Genomic DNA, 14,704 nt, shown 5'->3' on the forward strand with positions numbered 1-14,704 from the left:
ATTGGTGCGCACTCCAGGTGCTTTTCAATGCTTGACGGAAAGTCTAGAAAGTGCATAACCGGGCGTCCATCGCACAAATGGACTAGTCCGCAACAGCGTGTTGTGCGCAATACTTGCCGTATGACTGCCCGCCTTTTGCTTGTGGATGACCACAACCTGTTCCGCACAGGCCTGCGCCTGATCGTGCAGGACCATCCGAGCGTCGGCACGATTGCGGAGGCGGGCTCCATCGCCGATGCCTGCGCGCAGCAGCTGGCGGACACGGATCTGGTGCTGCTCGATATCCAGTTGCCCGGCATGAGCGGCCTGGACGGCCTGCGCCTGCTGCGCCAGGCCTGCCCCAGGGCCCGCATCGTCCTGGTCTCGGCCAGCGTGGCGCCCGATGCGATCCACGAAGCGCGCGCGCGCGGCGCCGATGGATTCCTGCCCAAATCCGCCAGCGCCGAAGACATCCTGGAAGCCATCACCTGCGCCCTGTCGGGCCAGCCGTGTTTTCCGATCAACAGCGGCAACAGCGCCACCACGCGCGGCCCCGACACGCCCTCGCTGACCGCGCGCCAGCTCGACGTGCTGTCGCTGCTGTGCACCGGCAAGCCCAACAAGGTCATCGCGCGCGACCTGGGCTTGAGCGAGAACACGGTGCGCGTGCACGTGGCCGCCATCTTCGCGCAGCTGGGCGTCAACAGCCGCAGCGCGGCCTTGCTCGCCGCGCAGCGCCTGGGCCTGTCCACACCCCAGCTCCATGACACACTCTGAGGCCCTGCGGGGGGCGCCTGCCGCCGATGCCGTGCTGCCCCCCACCCGCTGGGGGTGGCCGGTGTGGGAGCGCGACGAGGTGCTGCGCGAACAGGTGGCCCTGCTGCGGCAAAACTTCCCGATGACGCTGCTGGCGTCGCTGGCCACCGCCCTGGGCACGCTGTGGGTCATGGCGCGGGTGGCCGACACGCAGGCCATCACGGTCTGGCTGGTGTCGCACACGCTGGTGGTGGCCGGGGTGTACCTCACCCTGCGCAGCATCGCGCCCTTCACCGACCCGGCGCCGCAGGCGGCGCGCAAGCTGATCGCCTGCATGGCCGCCATGGGCCTGAGCTGGGGCAGCCTGGGGTATGTGGTGCTCTACTGGGGCACGTCCGACAGCGTGATCTACGCCATCGGCATCATCAGCACGGTGTCGTCCGGCGCGCTGGGGCTGGGCGCCCCCCTGTACCGCGCCTATGTCACCTACCTCACCTGCGCGATCGGCGGCGTGATGATGGCCGTCGCCCTGGCCGGCGGGCCCGTGATGTGGCCCGCGCTGTTCCTCACGGGGGTCTACTACGCGCTCACCGGCATGCAGGCGCGCACCGCCGACCGGGCCACCCGGCGCAGCATCGCGCTCAAGCTGGAGAACGACCGGCTCGTCAACGAGCTGCGCGCCGAGTCGCAGCGCGCCCTGGCCGCGCAGGGGGCCGCCGAGCAGGCCGACCGCGACAAGTCCCGCTTCCTGGCCGCCGCCAGCCACGACCTGCGCCAGCCCCTGCATGCCATGGGCCTGTTCCTGGAGTCGCTGCAGCGCAGCCCGCTCAACGACCACCAGCTCACCGTGCTGGGGCACGCCCATGCGGCCTCGGGCGCCGCCGCCGAGATGCTGACCACCCTGCTCGACTACTCGCGGCTGGAAGCCGGTGTCGTCAAGGTGCGGCCCGAAGCCTTTGCCGTGCAGCCGCTGCTCACGGCGCTGGAGCAGGAATTCGGCGTGCAGGCGGATACGGCGGGCCTCGTGTACCGCACGCGGGAGACCTCGGCCGCGGCCCATGCCGACCGCTCGCTGGTCGGGCTGGTCATGCACAACTTCATCTCCAACGCCCTGCGCTACACCGCCCGGGGCGGCGTGCTGATCGCCTGCCGCACACGCGGCAAGCGCCTGGCACTGGAGGTGTGGGACACGGGGGCCGGCATCCCGCAGCACCAGTGGGAACACATCTTCAAGGAGTTCCACCAGCTCGGGAACCCCGAGCGCGACCGGCGCAAGGGCCTGGGGCTGGGCCTGGCCATCGTGCAGCGGCTGGCGCGGGAGATGAACACCTCCGTGGAAGTGCTCTCCCAGCCGGGACGGGGCTCGGTGTTTCGGCTGTGGCTGGACCGCTGGCAGGGCGCGCTGGAAGACGACACCGCCCCCGCTCCGGATGCCCGAAGCCTTGCGGGCCTGAAGGTGCTGGCCATCGACGACGACGAAGCCGTGCGCATCGGGATGCAGTCGCTGCTGCAAAGCTGGGGTTGCCAGTGCATCACCGCGGAATCGAGCGCCGATGCGCTGGAGCGCCTGGAAGACATCACGCCGGACATCATCATCACGGACTTCCGCCTGCGCCACGAAGAAACCGGCAAACAGGTGCTGCAGGCCCTGCGCGCCTACCTGGGAACGCCGGTGCCCGCGATCATCATGACGGGGGACACATCGCCCCAGCGCCTGCGCGATGCGCAGTCCACGTCAGCGCTGCTGCTGCACAAGCCCGTGTCCACGGGCCAGCTGCGCAGCGCCATGGTCCAGCTCATCACGCACCCTCAAACCGCCAGCACGATGGAGCCCTTGCCGCCGGACGGCGGCACGGAGGCTACAGCCAGCGCCGCAGCAGCCCCATGACCTGGTCGAACTTCGCGCCGTACGGCGGATAGAACAGCGAACCCATCGCCCAGCGCGACTGCACCAGCACGGATTTCTGGTGGCAAAAGCGCAGAAAGCCCTGCTCGCCATGGTAGGCGCCCCAGCCGCTGTCGCCCACGCCGCCAAACGGCAGGTTGTCGTGGGCAATGTGCATCAGCGTGTCGTTCACCGTCACGCCGCCGCTCACGGTGCGGCGCAGCACGTCGTCGCGCACCGCTTCGCTCTGGCCGAACCAGTACAGCGCCAGCGGGCGCGGCCCGGCATTGATGTGGGCAATGGCGTCGTCGAGCCGTTCATAGGAAATCACGGGCAGGATGGGGCCGAAGATCTCCTCCTGCATGAGCTGCATCTGGGACGTGGCCCCGAACACCAGCGTGGGCAGCATCTGGCGGCTGGCGCCATCGCCCAGCGTGCCCACGGTGTGGACGACAGGCTTGCCCTCGGCCGGCTCGATGGTCTGCACCTCGGCGCCCTGGGTCTGCGCCTGCTGCAGCATGGTGCGCAGGCGGGCATGGTGGCGCGCCGTGATGATGGAGGCGTAGTCCGCATTGCCCTCGATGGTGGGAAACAGTCGGCCCACGGCGGCCCGGTAGGCCTGCGCGAACTCCCCCTCGCGGCCCCGGGGGAGCAGCACATAGTCGGGGGCAATGCAGGTCTGGCCCGCGTTGAGCAGCTTGCCGTGCGCGATCTTGAGCGCCGCGTCCTGCATGTCGCAATGGCCGTCGATGATGCACGGCGATTTGCCGCCCAGCTCCAGCGTGGTGGGCGTGAGGTGCTGCGCCGCCGCCTGGGCCACCTTGCGGCCCACGGCGGTGGAGCCGGTGAACACCAGGTGGTCGAACGGCAGCGACGCGAACAGCGCCGACAGGTTCGCATCGCCCTGCACCACGCAGAACTCGTCGGGCGAAAAGAACTGCGCCACCAGCAGCGCCAGCTGCGCCGAGGTGTGCGGCGTGAGCTCGCTGGGCTTGAGCATCACGCGGTTGCCCGCCGCCAGCGCGGTGATGGCGGGCGCCAGGGCCAGCTGGACGGGGTAGTTCCACGGCGCGATCACACCGACCACCCCCAGGGGCTGGCGCTGGACCCAGGCACGGGCGGGCTGCAGGTACAGCGGCGTGCGCACTTTCCGGGGCTTCATCCATTTCGCCAGATGGCGCAGCGTGTGCGACAGCAGGGTGCGCAGCACGAAGAAATCGGCCACCTCGGTCAGGCGCGGGGAGCGCATGCCGAAATCGGCCTGCACCGCAGCCGCCAGCACCGGGCCGTGCTCGTTGAGCATCTTGGACAGGCGCAGCAGCCGCTCGCGGCGCACCAGCAGCGGCACATCGACATGCTCGCGGCTGGCCTGGCGTTGAAGATCGAAGTGGGCGTGGATATCGGCAGGTGTCATGGTCGGATCATAGAAGACGCCCCGACAGGCGCGCCACGAAAAAACCGGGGAGGCAGGGCGCGGACGGGCCGCGCAGGCGGGGGCGCCGCGCAGTGCAAGAAGGCAGGGTGCGGCGCCGGGTCAGCGCACGTCCCGCGCCTCGACGTCGGTCACCTCGGCGGCGCCGGGCAGGATGCCGCCACGGCGCGACGCGGCCGCGGCCTCGCCGCCGGCATCGTCGGGCGCGGGCGCCGGGCCACGGCGGCCGGACGACCAGCGCTCGGTGGAGCGGAACACGGTGCTGAAACCCGTGCGGGGGTCCATGCGCATCACCCAGGGGGTCACCGGCTGGCCGGTGAGGCGCGCCCAGCCTGCGCGCAGCGCCCACACCAGCGCCAGCACCATCACGGCGACCAGCAGGCTGGCGAACAGCACCAAGCCCATGGCGATGACCACCACCCGCAGCAACAGGCGCACAACGCCCGCAACAAATTCATTCAAACGACACCTCTCCTTCACAACTTGGGGTCGGGATTGCAGCCCTGGCCAGCGCCGCAATCCCTTTCCCGGCCCACATCACTCCTGCGGGGCCACGCCGAACTGGAACACACCCGGCTCCAGCACGGGGTTCACGGTGACCGGAATCACGCTCTTGGGCGGGAAACGCCCTTCCAGCAACAACTTGGACAGCGGGTTCTCGATGCGCTGCTGGATCGCCCGCTTGAGCGGCCGCGCGCCGAACACCGGGTCGAACCCCACCTTGGCCAATTCTGCCAAGGCCGCATCCGACACCTGCAATTCCAAATCCATCTTGGCCAGCCGGGATTGCAGCAGCTGCAGCTGGATCCTGGCGATCGAGGCGATGTGCTGCGCGTCCAGCGCGTGGAACACCACGGTCTCGTCGATGCGGTTGAGGAACTCGGGCCGGAAGTGGTTCTTGAGCTCGCCCCACACCGCTTCCTTGATGTCCTCGGAGTCCTGTCCGACCATGGCCTGGATCAGGTGCGAGCCGATGTTGCTCGTCATCACGATCACCGTGTTCTTGAAGTCCACGGTGCGGCCCTGGCCGTCGGTCAGGCGGCCGTCGTCCAGCACCTGCAGCAGCACGTTGAACACATCCGGGTGGGCTTTCTCCACCTCGTCGAGCAGCAGCACGCTGTAGGGCTTGCGGCGCACGGCCTCCGTGAGGTAGCCACCCTCCTCGTAGCCCACGTAGCCGGGCGGCGCGCCGATCAGGCGGGCCACCGAGTGCTTTTCCATGAACTCGCTCATGTCGATGCGCACCAGGTGGTCCTCGCTGTCGAACAGGAAGCCCGCCAGCGCCTTGCACAGCTCGGTCTTGCCCACGCCCGTGGGGCCCAGGAACAGGAACGAGCCCGTGGGGCGGTTGGGGTCACTCAGGCCCGAGCGCGAACGGCGGATGGCGTTGGCCACGGCGGCGATCGCCTCCTCCTGGCCCACCACGCGTTCATGCAGCTTGGCCTCCATCAGCAGGAGCTTGTCCTTTTCGCCCTGCATCATCTTGGCCACCGGAATGCCCGTGGCGCGGCTCACCACCTCGGCAATTTCTTCGGCACCCACCTGTGTGCGCAGCAGGCGGCGGGTGGCTGGGGCGCCGTCCTTGCCATCCTCCTGCGCCTGCGCTTCCTTCAGCTGCTTTTCCAGGTCGGGCAGCTTGCCGTACTGCAGCTCGGCCACCTTGTTGAAGTCGCCCTTGCGGGTGAATTCCTCGATCTGGAACTTGAGCTTGTCGATGGCTTCGCGCACGTGCGCGCTGCCCTGCGCCTGGGCCTTTTCGGACTGCCAGATCTCGTCGTAGTCGGCGATTTCCTTTTGCAGCTTGGCGATCTCTTCCTCGATGAGCGCAAAGCGCTTTTGCGAGGATTCGTCCTTTTCGCGGCGCACGGCCTCGCGCTCGATCTGCAGCTGGATCAGGCGGCGGTCGAGCTTGTCCATCACCTCGGGCTTGGAGTCCATCTCGATCTTGATCTTGGACGCGGCCTCGTCGATGAGGTCAATCGCCTTGTCGGGCAGGAAGCGGTCGGTGATGTAGCGGTTGGACAGCTCGGCCGCGGCCACGATGGCCGGATCGGTGATGTCCACACCGTGGTGCACCTCGTACTTCTCCTGCAGGCCGCGCAGGATGGCGATGGTCGCCTCCACGGTGGGTTCGCCCACGAGGATCTTCTGGAAGCGCCGCTCCAGCGCGGCGTCCTTCTCGATGTACTTGCGGTACTCGTCGAGCGTGGTCGCACCCACGCAGTGCAGCTCGCCGCGCGCAAGCGCTGGCTTGAGCATGTTGCCCGCGTCCATCGCGCCCTCGGCCTTGCCCGCGCCCACCATGGTGTGCAGCTCGTCGATGAAGACTATTGTTTGCCCCTCGTCCTTGGCCAGTTCGTTCAGCACGGTCTTCAGGCGCTCCTCGAACTCGCCGCGGAACTTGGCGCCCGCGAGCAGCGCCGCCATGTCCAGCGACAGCACGCGCTTGTTCTTGAGCGACTCGGGCACCTCGCCGGCCACGATGCGCTGGGCCAGGCCTTCGACGATGGCCGTCTTGCCCACGCCGGGCTCGCCGATGAGCACCGGGTTGTTCTTGGTGCGGCGCTGCAGCACCTGGATGGCGCGGCGGATCTCGTCGTCGCGGCCGATCACGGGGTCGAGCTTGCCGATGCGCGCGCGCTCGGTCAGGTCGATGCAGTACTTGGCCAGGGCGCCGCGCTGGCCCTCGGCCTCGGCACTGTCCATCTTCTGGCCGCCGCGCACGGCATCGATGGCGGCTTCCAGGCTCTTGCGCGTCAGGCCGTTGTCCTTGGCGATCTTGGCGGCCTCGCCCTTGCTGTCGATCACGGCCAGCAGGAACAGCTCGCTGGCGATGAACTGGTCGCCGCGCTTGATGGCCTCCTTCTCGGTGGCCTGCAGCACGCGGCCGAGCTCCGGGCCGCCCTGCACCTGCTCGTTGCCCTGCACCTGGGGCAGGCGCTTGACGGCGGCCTCGGCCGCAGCCAGCAGGCCGGGCACATTGGCGCCCGCACGCTGCAGCAGCGCCTTGGGGCCGTCGTCCTGCTTGAGCATGGCCACGAGCATGTGCACGGGCTCGATGTAGGCGTGGTCATTGCCCAGGGCGATGCTCTGGGCATCGCTCAGGGCTTCCTGGAACTTGGTGGTGAATTTGTCGAGACGCATGGTGGATGTCCTCCGAATTGCAGAGCACTTGAGGCGGGGTATGCCTGATTTCAAGACACTGCCCCCGCCCACCGATTGACCTGCGTCAGCGAATCATCCAGCCGATGGCTTCCCCATTAGCTACCATTTTTATAGCCGCCAGCGCTTTACCATCAAGCGCTAGCGGCTGATTTCTCTCGAAACTCCGGACCAGGTACCGGCCCAGTGGGCCCGCAGGGCCGTGCGCCGGCCGCCCCGCAAGGCCAGCAACCCCAGAAGGGCAGCCAGCCCACCCAGGCCCCCGGCCGACAGCGTGGGGATCGCCACCGGGCCAGGCGCCAGCAGCACGGGGACGACAGGGTCGTTGATGGTGCCATCCTGCGCGCCAAAGCTGTCGTCCCCCCAGCCACCGTCCGTCACATCGTAGGTCACGGTGTTGCCGCTGATCTGCAGGTTCACGGGGTCGTAGTATCGGCTGGAGGAAGGGCTGTCGGGTGTGGGCCCGTACTTCTTCACGGTGAAGCCCGTGAGGTCTGGAAAGGTCACCGCCACACGCACCGTCTCACCCGGCTGGCAATGGATGAGCCGCAGGCGGAACGCCCCGTGCGGCAAGGTGGCGCCGGGGTACGGCGCCGGCGCCGCCACCGGGCCGGTGCCCGCCAGGTCCAGCTGGCAGCCCGTGCTGCCATCCACCACGCCCACGTTGACGGGCCCCGATCCGGTGTTCGTGGGTGTGGGCAGGGTTTCAAAACGCGCCTGCACGGTGCAGGCGGCCGTCACCGCTGCCGTGGTGTAGGTGCTACCGGCCAGGCTGCCGCCACAGCCCGCCACGGACGCGATGCGGTAACCCGCGCCGGGCGTGACGGTGAAGGCCTGCGTCTGTCCCTGCGCCACGTCGACCGTGCCGGCCGGGCCGATGCTGCCACCCGAGCCCGCCAGGGCCGTGACCGCGTGCCGGACCGTCTGGTCGCGGACCACGGTGATGGTGTACGTCCGGCGGGCCACGCCGTTCTGCGCGAGCACCTCCACCTGGATCACATTGGTACCCGGCACCAGGGCCAGGGGCGGCGTCGCGGAGCCGCTGGCCACGGGCGTGCCGTTCACGGTGATGGAGGCCCCGGCATCGGCGGCGACGGGCGTCAGGGAAAGCGCGGTCACCGCATGCGGCACGCCAGCCGCATACGCCGCCACCTGCGGCTGGAACGCGGGGCTGAGGACACCCTGCGACAGCGCCAGGGACGCCAATGCGGCATCGGCCGACGGGGAGGCATTCATCAGCACCGTGATGCCCGCGATACCGTTGGCAATGGCGACGTCCGGCCTGCCGTCGCCATTGAAATCGGCCACCGCCATCTGCTCGGCCGTGCCTCCGGTGAACCGCGCGACAGGCAGGCCCAGCGCGCCCACCCCGGCCTGCCCGCGCAGGATGGCGATCCCACCCGACGCGTCGGCGCCCACCACGTCGGGCAGCCCGTCGCCATCGAAATCCGCGGCCGCGAGCGCCTTGGCCGCGAGCCCTGCGCCGTACTGTCCCACCACGCCCAGCGCCTGCCCGGGCGCCGCGGCCAGGGACGCGATCTGCGTGCCGGCGGCCGTGAACACCCCCGCCCGCCCCGCGACGCCCCACCCCGCGACCGCGCCCAGCGGGCCGGCCGAGACAGGCAGGTAGACCGGCTCCAGCGGCTGCGAAGCGGCGGACAGCGAAGTGCCCACGGTGCCCGCCGAGGTCGCGGCCACCAGGTCGGTGCGCCCATCCTGGTTGACATCGACCGGCGCGAAGCCCCGCACGCCCTGCCACACCGTCATGTCCAGCATGTCGACGGCGCCTTGGGGCGTGACGCCCACCCATCGGATGGCTTCGAGCGAGCTGGTCGTCTCCAGCGCCCACACGGCGGCATGGGCAGGGTAGCCCGGCCCGCGAAATGTCCCGGTGACGATCGACCTGGGCGACAGCCCGGTAAAGAAACCCTGGCCCGCCAGGGAGAAGTCGCCCGCCCCCCGGCCCAGATAGACCATGACGCTCCGGTCGGTTTCGCTGACCACCGCCAGGTCCGTGTGGCCATCCCCGTCGAGGTCGCCAGCGGCCAGCGCGCGCACCTGCGCCCCGGTATCGAGCCGCGTGGACAACACGAAGCCGCCCTGGCCATCGCCCCGCAGGATCCAGACGCTGGATTCATCCGCGTAGGCGACGGCCAGGTCGATCCGCCCGTCCTCGTTGAAGTCGGCCACCGCCACCGCGCGCGCGTCCCGCTCGGGGATGCCGTAGCTGCGTGCGGCGGCAAAGTGGCCCGCGCCGTCTCCCAGCAACCGGACCATTCGCCCGCCCCACCCGTTGGCCACGGCAATGTCCGGGTGGCCGTCGCCGTTGAAATCGGCCACCGCCAGGGTGCTTTCGTCATCACCCACCGAGTACTCCTGGCCTCCTGCGTTGAAGCCGAACCCGCCACCGGCGAGGCCGGGCCACACCACAACGGTGCCGCTGGAGCGCGCGAGCACCAGGTCCGCCCGTCCATCGCCCGTGGCATCCACGATGGCAGCGCTCGAGAACCATCCGGGGGAGCCCACGCCGCGGCGTGAAAAGTTTCCCGTGCCGTCCCCGGTCAGGAGGATCGGGCTGGCCGAGGTGTTCTGCACCAGCGCCAGGATGTCCAGGTGGCCGTCTCCGTTGGCATCGCCGACGGCCACGAAAGGCACGTACTCATCGCCCGTCAGGCGCTGGGCCGCCGCGAAGCCGCCCGCGCCGTCTCCCCGCAGCCAGAAGACGCCATCGCCCGAGCCCACCACGATGTCGGCATGCCCGTCTTCATTCCAGTCGCCCGAGACGATGCGTGTCGTCGACACGCCCATGCCGATCTCCGTGCGGGGACGCCCATCCAGCCGGCCTGTCCCGTCGCCCCACAGCACCGAAACCCCCTTGGCCGCGCCCGAGAAGACCGCAACGGCCACGTCCAGCCGCCCGTCGCCATCGAAGTCCGCCACCGCCAGGCCATAAGGATTGGGGCCGGCGCCGAAGGCGGTTGCTGCAGACAGCCCGCCATGGCCGTCGCCCAGGCGGACCGTGACGGTGCCTTCGTTGAAGCTGGCCACCGCGATGTCCAGATGCCCATCCCCATTGAAGTCGGCCGCCACCAGGCCGTAAGGGGCCGCGCCCACGCCGAACGAACCCGCGGCCGAAAAGCCCGCAGCGCCGCCGGTATTGAGCAGGATCCTGACGGTGTTGTCTTGCCGGTCCACCACGGCAAGGTCCGGCTGGCCGTCTTCATTGAAGTCGCCGCGCGCCGTCTCGCCGAGCAGCCCCCCCAGGGAAAGGCTGCTGGCGGCGACAAAGGCCACGTCGGCCCGGGCCGGACCCGAAAGCGCCAGCATGAGCCCCACGGCCGCCAGGCACCATCGGCACGCGCGTGAAAATGCCCGCGCTTGAAGTTCCATGACACATTCCTCCCTGTCAGCCCTCGCCGGGCAGAAGAAAGGTGCCAGCGGGACAGCAGGCGATTCTCAAAAGGGGACCAGCGCCGCACAAGTCCAAAGATTGCATCGATCTGCAAAACCGCCGGCCTGGCGCGCGGCTGCAGCGCCGGCAGCAGGGGCATTCCGGCCGGCCGGCGGGTGCGTTCAGGCGTTGGTGGCCACGATGCCCCAGCGCGCCAGCGCAGCGTCGTCGCTCACCCGCGCGTCCACCCAGCGCGCGCCCTGGGCGGTTTCTTCCTTCTTCCAGAACGGGGCCTGGGTCTTGAGGTAGTCCATGAGGAACTCGCAGGCCTGAAAGCTCTGGCCCCGGTGGGCGCTGGTCACGGCCACCAGCACGATCTGGTCCAGCGGTTGCAGCAGCCCCACGCGGTGGATCACGCGGGCGCCAAAGATGTCGAAACGCCGGAACGCCTCGTCCACCATGGCCTCGATGGATTTTTCGGTCATGCCGGGGTAGTGTTCCAGCTCCATGGAGGACACCTGGTCGCCTTCGTTGCGGTCGCGCACCGTGCCCACAAAGCTGCACACCGCGCCCACGCCCTTGTTCTCGCGGCGCAGGGCGGCGATTTCGGTGGACAGGTCAAAGTCCTCGGTCTGGATGGAAACGCGGGGCAAGGTCATGGCAGAAGCTCTCTACAGGGCGAATGGCGGCAAGGCGGAATGGCGCGGCGTGGCCGCTTACGGCGAACGGTGCAGCCGTGGCGCGGCCAGCAAGGCACGCTCTTCTTCCACCACCTTGTTCAGCTGCGCCAGCGCGGGCGAAGGGGGCAGCTGGGCCAGCAGGGTCTGCAGCCGGGTGACGTCGCCGACGGTGGGTGCCACCTTGATCTGCGCGATGGCGGCGGGCAGGTTGCCGCCGCGGACCAGCGCCAGCACCTTGGAGGGCCATTCACTTTTGTTGCGTGCCATAGATTGGTAAAAAGGTTTGTCTGTACGATTCGCCCACACTGTACCCGTACTGCAGCCACCCTCGCACCTTAAGCCCATGGCCACACAAACGATCGAGACCGATCTCTACAAGCTCTACCCGTCCCCGCGCAACACGGTCCGCGATGTGTTCAAGCACCAGGTCTTCGTGCCCCACCCCTACGCCATCATCGACCTGGAGGTGATGGAGCTGGCAGGCAAAACCACCCTGTTTGGGGCCTGCCGCCTGTCGGACATGAAAATGGGCCAGGTGGTGACCTTCGAGCTGGCCGCAGACCAGGCCAAGTTCGAGCGCCTGTTCACGCCGGACTGAAACAGCAACCCTGCACCGCAACACGCGCCATGGACCTGCAAGAATCCTTCGAAGCGCTCGACTCCCAGGCTCCGGACACCTACACCCAGGCCGTGGAGGCCTACTGCGACGGCATCCTGCGCCTGCACTGGAACGAACGGCTCATCAACAAGATCTTCGGCCGGGCGCTGCAGTCGCACGCGGCGGGCCGGCTGGTGGTGCAGCACTACCAATGGCAGCTGCGGGGCGCGCCCCGCCCCACGCTGACGCTCCTGCAGCAACGCATGCCGGGGGGCGCCCGCACGCTGGCCACGTTCTTCGCCGTGCTGCGGCTGGCGGGCATGGTGGCGGTGGACACCGATCCCGCCGACCGCCGGCTCCGCTACCTCGCGCCCACCCCCCGGCTGCTGGACGGCCTGCGCACCTGGGTGCGGCACCACCTGCACTGCGCCGAGGCCCTGGGCGCCCTGCCCGCGGGCCATGCGCAGCGGCTGGACAGCGACGCGGACTACTTTGCCGCCTTTCTGGCCGGGGCCGACCACATCCTGGATCGCCTGGCCGAAACCCGGGGCCGCTTCGGCGGCTGGGACTGGTTTGACCAGCGCGAAGGCGGCGGGCGCATTGCCATGCTGCTGCTGCGCGAACACTGCCGGGTGCACCGCCCCGGCGATGAAGGGCCCACGCCGTTTGCCCTGCGCGCCAGCGAGCTTGCGCAGCGCCTGGGCTTTTCGCACTCGCATGTGCGCAACCTGGTCAACGAGGCAACGGCGCAGGGCCACCTCACCCAGGACGCCCCCCGGGGCCTGGTCGCGCTCACGCCCCGCTTTCAGGCTGAACTGCAAATCTGGCTGCAACACCTGCTGGGCTGGTTTGCCGAGACAGCGGCCATGGCGCACAACCACCTGCAAACCTGCTCGCAAGCCCCCGCGCACCACCAAGCCGCGGATATGCAAAGCCCCTGACTGAACCGCTCTGGCGGGCATTTTTTTCTGCCGCCTGATCGATCCCACCACCTACCCAGCCATGTACGACGACAACCAGATCCACGTGCCGCCCTCCTTCATGGCGGTGTACACCGACACCCGAGGACGCCTGACGGAAAAGGCAGACGGCGTGCGCGCCCGCTACGAGCTGTGCGAAGACCTGGCGGGCCACCTGGTGGAGCACGCACAGACGCTGTACCACGTGCAGGCGCCTTCCGAGGCCGAGATCCTGCGGCGCATCCATGCGGGGCTGTGCACCCTTGAATCCGGCGTGTCGGTGCCCGAGGCCACATGGATCGTCACGCGCCTGGCCGAACTGCTGGCGTGGCCATGCCCCGGGCTGGTGCCGCCCCAGCCTGAACCTGCACACGATGCGGCCCAGCCACCGCAGGCAGGCTGACCACTCCTGGGACACGGCAGGCGCTTCGCTATACTGCGGCCCATGTCCACACACACCCCCTTTGCCATGACCGCCGCACCTGCGGTGGCGTTGCGGTGCGTGGGCAAAGCCAAAAAACCAGAGCTCATCTGACCGGAGCTGTGGTTCCGTCCGGATGAGCGACGGAACCACCTGGTAGAGAAATTCCCTTTTTTCTTTTCTCTTTTCACTCCCCGGCATTCCGCACGCACTCCCTCCGGACGGTTCTTCCCCTGGTCGAACCCTGAAAGGATGCTTCGCATGTCTGCCACCGATACCGCCACCTCCCACCAGCCCCCGTTCAGCGGGCTCTGGATCGCCCTGGTCACGCCGTTCAAGGACGGCGCCGTGGACCATCCGGCCCTTGCCGCCCTCACCGCCCGGCTGTGTGCCGACGGTGTTTCGGGCTTCGTTGCCTGCGGCTCGACCGGTGAGGCTGCGGCCCTCGACAAGGCCGAGCAACTGCAGGTGCTGGAAACAGTGCTCAGCGCCGCCCAGGGGTTGCCCGTGGTGATGGGCCTGTCGGGCTACCACCAGGGGCAGATGCTGGAGCAGGTGCGGGCCCTTGCGCACTACCCGGTTGCGGGCCTGCTGGTGTCCGCCCCCCACTACATCCGTCCCTCGCAAGAAGGCCTGCTGCACTGGTTCCGCACGCTGGCCGACGCCAGCGCGGCGCCCGTGCTGATTTATGACATTCCTTACCGCACGGGCGCCACGCTCACCACCGAGACGCTGCTGGCGCTGGCGGGGCATCCGCGCATCCAGGCCATCAAGGACTGCGGCGGCAACCCCGCCAAGACGCAAGCCCTGATCGCCGATGGCCGGCTGCAGGTGCTGACGGGCGAAGACGCGCAGATCTTCCATACGCTGGCCCTCGGCGGCGCGGGTGCCATCTCTGCCTGCGCGCACTGGCAGACACCGCGTTTCGTGGAGTTGGTTGCCCTGCTGCGCCTGGGCGATCTGCCCGCAGCCCGCGACTTGTGGCAGGCCCTGCAACCCTGGGTGGACGCGTGTTTTGCAGAGCCCAACCCTGCCCCGCTCAAGGCCATGCTGGCGCACGCAGGGGAGATCTGCAATGGCCTGCGGGCACCCATGACGGCGGCCTCTGAGGCATTGGAGCAGCGCCTGCGGGCGCTGCCTGGCGTCAGCCGCCCGTAACCGGAGGGAAAAACGCCACCTCGGCCCCTTCGGCCAGGGTGGCGGATTCGTCGCTCAAGGTCTGGTTGAGCGCCATGCGCACCGCCCTGCCGCGCGCCAGGCTGCTGGCGTGGGCGCCGCCGCGTGCGATGAGTTCGTCGCGCAAGGCACCCAGCGTGGTGGCGGAGGTCTCCAGTGCCTCGCTGCCCTGCCCGATGGCCTCGCGGATCGAGGCGAAGTAGCGCACGGTGATCTTTTTCATCGCCGGGCCGCCCCAAGATGAAAAGCGGCCCCCTCGGGGGGC

The 14,704-nt window shown here is 68.9% G+C and carries 13 protein-coding genes; 6 read left to right on the forward strand and 7 right to left on the reverse strand.

The annotated features are described in order from the left end of the window. The first annotated feature begins 120 nt into the window (after positions 1–120). Both AC3RCE_RS18025 and AC3RCE_RS18030 read left to right on the forward strand, forming a co-directional pair. Entirely contained in the window at positions 121–756 is a 636-nt protein-coding gene (locus tag AC3RCE_RS18025) for a response regulator (protein WP_218295534.1), read from the forward strand. Next, positions 743–2,623 (forward strand): ATP-binding response regulator, encoded by a 1,881-nt coding sequence (locus AC3RCE_RS18030; RefSeq protein ID WP_255591106.1) that lies wholly within the window; start codon positions 743–745, stop codon positions 2,621–2,623. Before AC3RCE_RS18025 ends, AC3RCE_RS18030 begins: the two co-directional genes overlap by 14 nt. On the opposite strand, the gene AC3RCE_RS18035 is transcribed toward AC3RCE_RS18030, so the two are convergent. From AC3RCE_RS18035 to AC3RCE_RS18060, 6 genes are all read right to left on the reverse strand, one after another. Continuing rightward, a complete protein-coding gene (locus AC3RCE_RS18035) occupies positions 2,595–4,034 on the reverse strand; it encodes a coniferyl aldehyde dehydrogenase (protein ID WP_492253619.1) in 1,440 nt (479 codons plus the stop codon). The two genes, AC3RCE_RS18030 and AC3RCE_RS18035, sit on opposite strands and share 29 nt — an antisense overlap. Positions 4,035–4,154: 120 nt before the next feature. Continuing rightward, positions 4,155–4,514 (reverse strand): hypothetical protein, encoded by a 360-nt coding sequence (locus AC3RCE_RS18040; protein ID WP_218295536.1) that lies wholly within the window; start codon positions 4,512–4,514, stop codon positions 4,155–4,157. A gap of 75 nt (positions 4,515–4,589) precedes the next feature. Further along, positions 4,590–7,196 carry an ATP-dependent chaperone ClpB gene (clpB, locus tag AC3RCE_RS18045; RefSeq protein WP_218340143.1) on the reverse strand — a complete coding sequence of 869 codons (2,607 nt, stop codon included), beginning with the start codon at positions 7,194–7,196 and terminating at the stop codon, positions 4,590–4,592. Positions 7,197–7,355: 159 nt separating this feature from the next. Next, positions 7,356–10,604, reverse strand: coding sequence for an IPTL-CTERM sorting domain-containing protein (locus AC3RCE_RS18050; protein WP_492253620.1), 3,249 nt, complete (start codon positions 10,602–10,604; stop codon positions 7,356–7,358). Between the two features lie 183 nt (positions 10,605–10,787). Continuing rightward, positions 10,788–11,264 (reverse strand): molybdenum cofactor biosynthesis protein MoaE, encoded by a 477-nt coding sequence (locus AC3RCE_RS18055; protein WP_218340141.1) that lies wholly within the window; start codon positions 11,262–11,264, stop codon positions 10,788–10,790. Positions 11,265–11,321: 57 nt separating this feature from the next. Further along, a complete protein-coding gene (locus AC3RCE_RS18060) occupies positions 11,322–11,552 on the reverse strand; it encodes a hypothetical protein (RefSeq protein WP_218295540.1) in 231 nt (76 codons plus the stop codon). Positions 11,553–11,628: 76 nt separating this feature from the next. On the opposite strand from AC3RCE_RS18060, the gene AC3RCE_RS18065 reads away from it, so the two are divergent. From AC3RCE_RS18065 to dapA, 4 genes are all read left to right on the forward strand, one after another. After that, positions 11,629–11,883, forward strand: coding sequence for a hypothetical protein (locus AC3RCE_RS18065; RefSeq protein ID WP_218295541.1), 255 nt, complete (start codon positions 11,629–11,631; stop codon positions 11,881–11,883). A gap of 29 nt (positions 11,884–11,912) precedes the next feature. Next, positions 11,913–12,824, forward strand: a complete 912-nt coding sequence (locus tag AC3RCE_RS18070; RefSeq protein ID WP_492253621.1) for a hypothetical protein — start codon at positions 11,913–11,915, stop codon at positions 12,822–12,824. Between the two features lie 61 nt (positions 12,825–12,885). Then, positions 12,886–13,245, forward strand: coding sequence for a hypothetical protein (locus AC3RCE_RS18075; RefSeq protein WP_218295543.1), 360 nt, complete (start codon positions 12,886–12,888; stop codon positions 13,243–13,245). 279 nt (positions 13,246–13,524) lie between these two features. Further along, complete coding sequence (gene dapA / locus AC3RCE_RS18080) at positions 13,525–14,421, forward strand: 4-hydroxy-tetrahydrodipicolinate synthase (protein ID WP_492253622.1); 897 nt, start codon at positions 13,525–13,527, stop codon at positions 14,419–14,421. Here dapA and moaD read toward each other — a convergent pair. Next, a complete protein-coding gene (gene moaD / locus AC3RCE_RS18085) occupies positions 14,408–14,662 on the reverse strand; it encodes a molybdopterin converting factor subunit 1 (protein WP_218295545.1) in 255 nt (84 codons plus the stop codon). The two genes, dapA and moaD, sit on opposite strands and share 14 nt — an antisense overlap. Between the last annotated feature and the right edge of the window lie 42 nt (positions 14,663–14,704).

The sequence above is a fragment of the Acidovorax sp. GW823-FHT05D11 genome, assembly GCF_058795695.1.

Excerpts from the sequence above, each read along its gene's own strand:
- AC3RCE_RS18035 (WP_492253619.1), bottom strand. The coding sequence starts at position 4,034 with ATGACACCTGCCGATATCCACGCCCACTTCGATCTTCAACGCCAGGCC.
- AC3RCE_RS18025 (WP_218295534.1), top strand. The coding sequence starts at position 121 with ATGACTGCCCGCCTTTTGCTTGTGGATGACCACAACCTGTTCCGCACA.
- AC3RCE_RS18030 (WP_255591106.1), top strand. The coding sequence starts at position 743 with ATGACACACTCTGAGGCCCTGCGGGGGGCGCCTGCCGCCGATGCCGTG.
- AC3RCE_RS18055 (WP_218340141.1), bottom strand. The coding sequence starts at position 11,264 with ATGACCTTGCCCCGCGTTTCCATCCAGACCGAGGACTTTGACCTGTCC.
- AC3RCE_RS18060 (WP_218295540.1), bottom strand. The coding sequence starts at position 11,552 with ATGGCACGCAACAAAAGTGAATGGCCCTCCAAGGTGCTGGCGCTGGTC.
- dapA (WP_492253622.1), top strand. The coding sequence starts at position 13,525 with ATGTCTGCCACCGATACCGCCACCTCCCACCAGCCCCCGTTCAGCGGG.
- AC3RCE_RS18065 (WP_218295541.1), top strand. The coding sequence starts at position 11,629 with ATGGCCACACAAACGATCGAGACCGATCTCTACAAGCTCTACCCGTCC.
- clpB (WP_218340143.1), bottom strand. The coding sequence starts at position 7,196 with ATGCGTCTCGACAAATTCACCACCAAGTTCCAGGAAGCCCTGAGCGAT.
- AC3RCE_RS18075 (WP_218295543.1), top strand. The coding sequence starts at position 12,886 with ATGTACGACGACAACCAGATCCACGTGCCGCCCTCCTTCATGGCGGTG.
- AC3RCE_RS18070 (WP_492253621.1), top strand. The coding sequence starts at position 11,913 with ATGGACCTGCAAGAATCCTTCGAAGCGCTCGACTCCCAGGCTCCGGAC.
- moaD (WP_218295545.1), bottom strand. The coding sequence starts at position 14,662 with ATGAAAAAGATCACCGTGCGCTACTTCGCCTCGATCCGCGAGGCCATC.
- AC3RCE_RS18050 (WP_492253620.1), bottom strand. The coding sequence starts at position 10,604 with ATGGAACTTCAAGCGCGGGCATTTTCACGCGCGTGCCGATGGTGCCTG.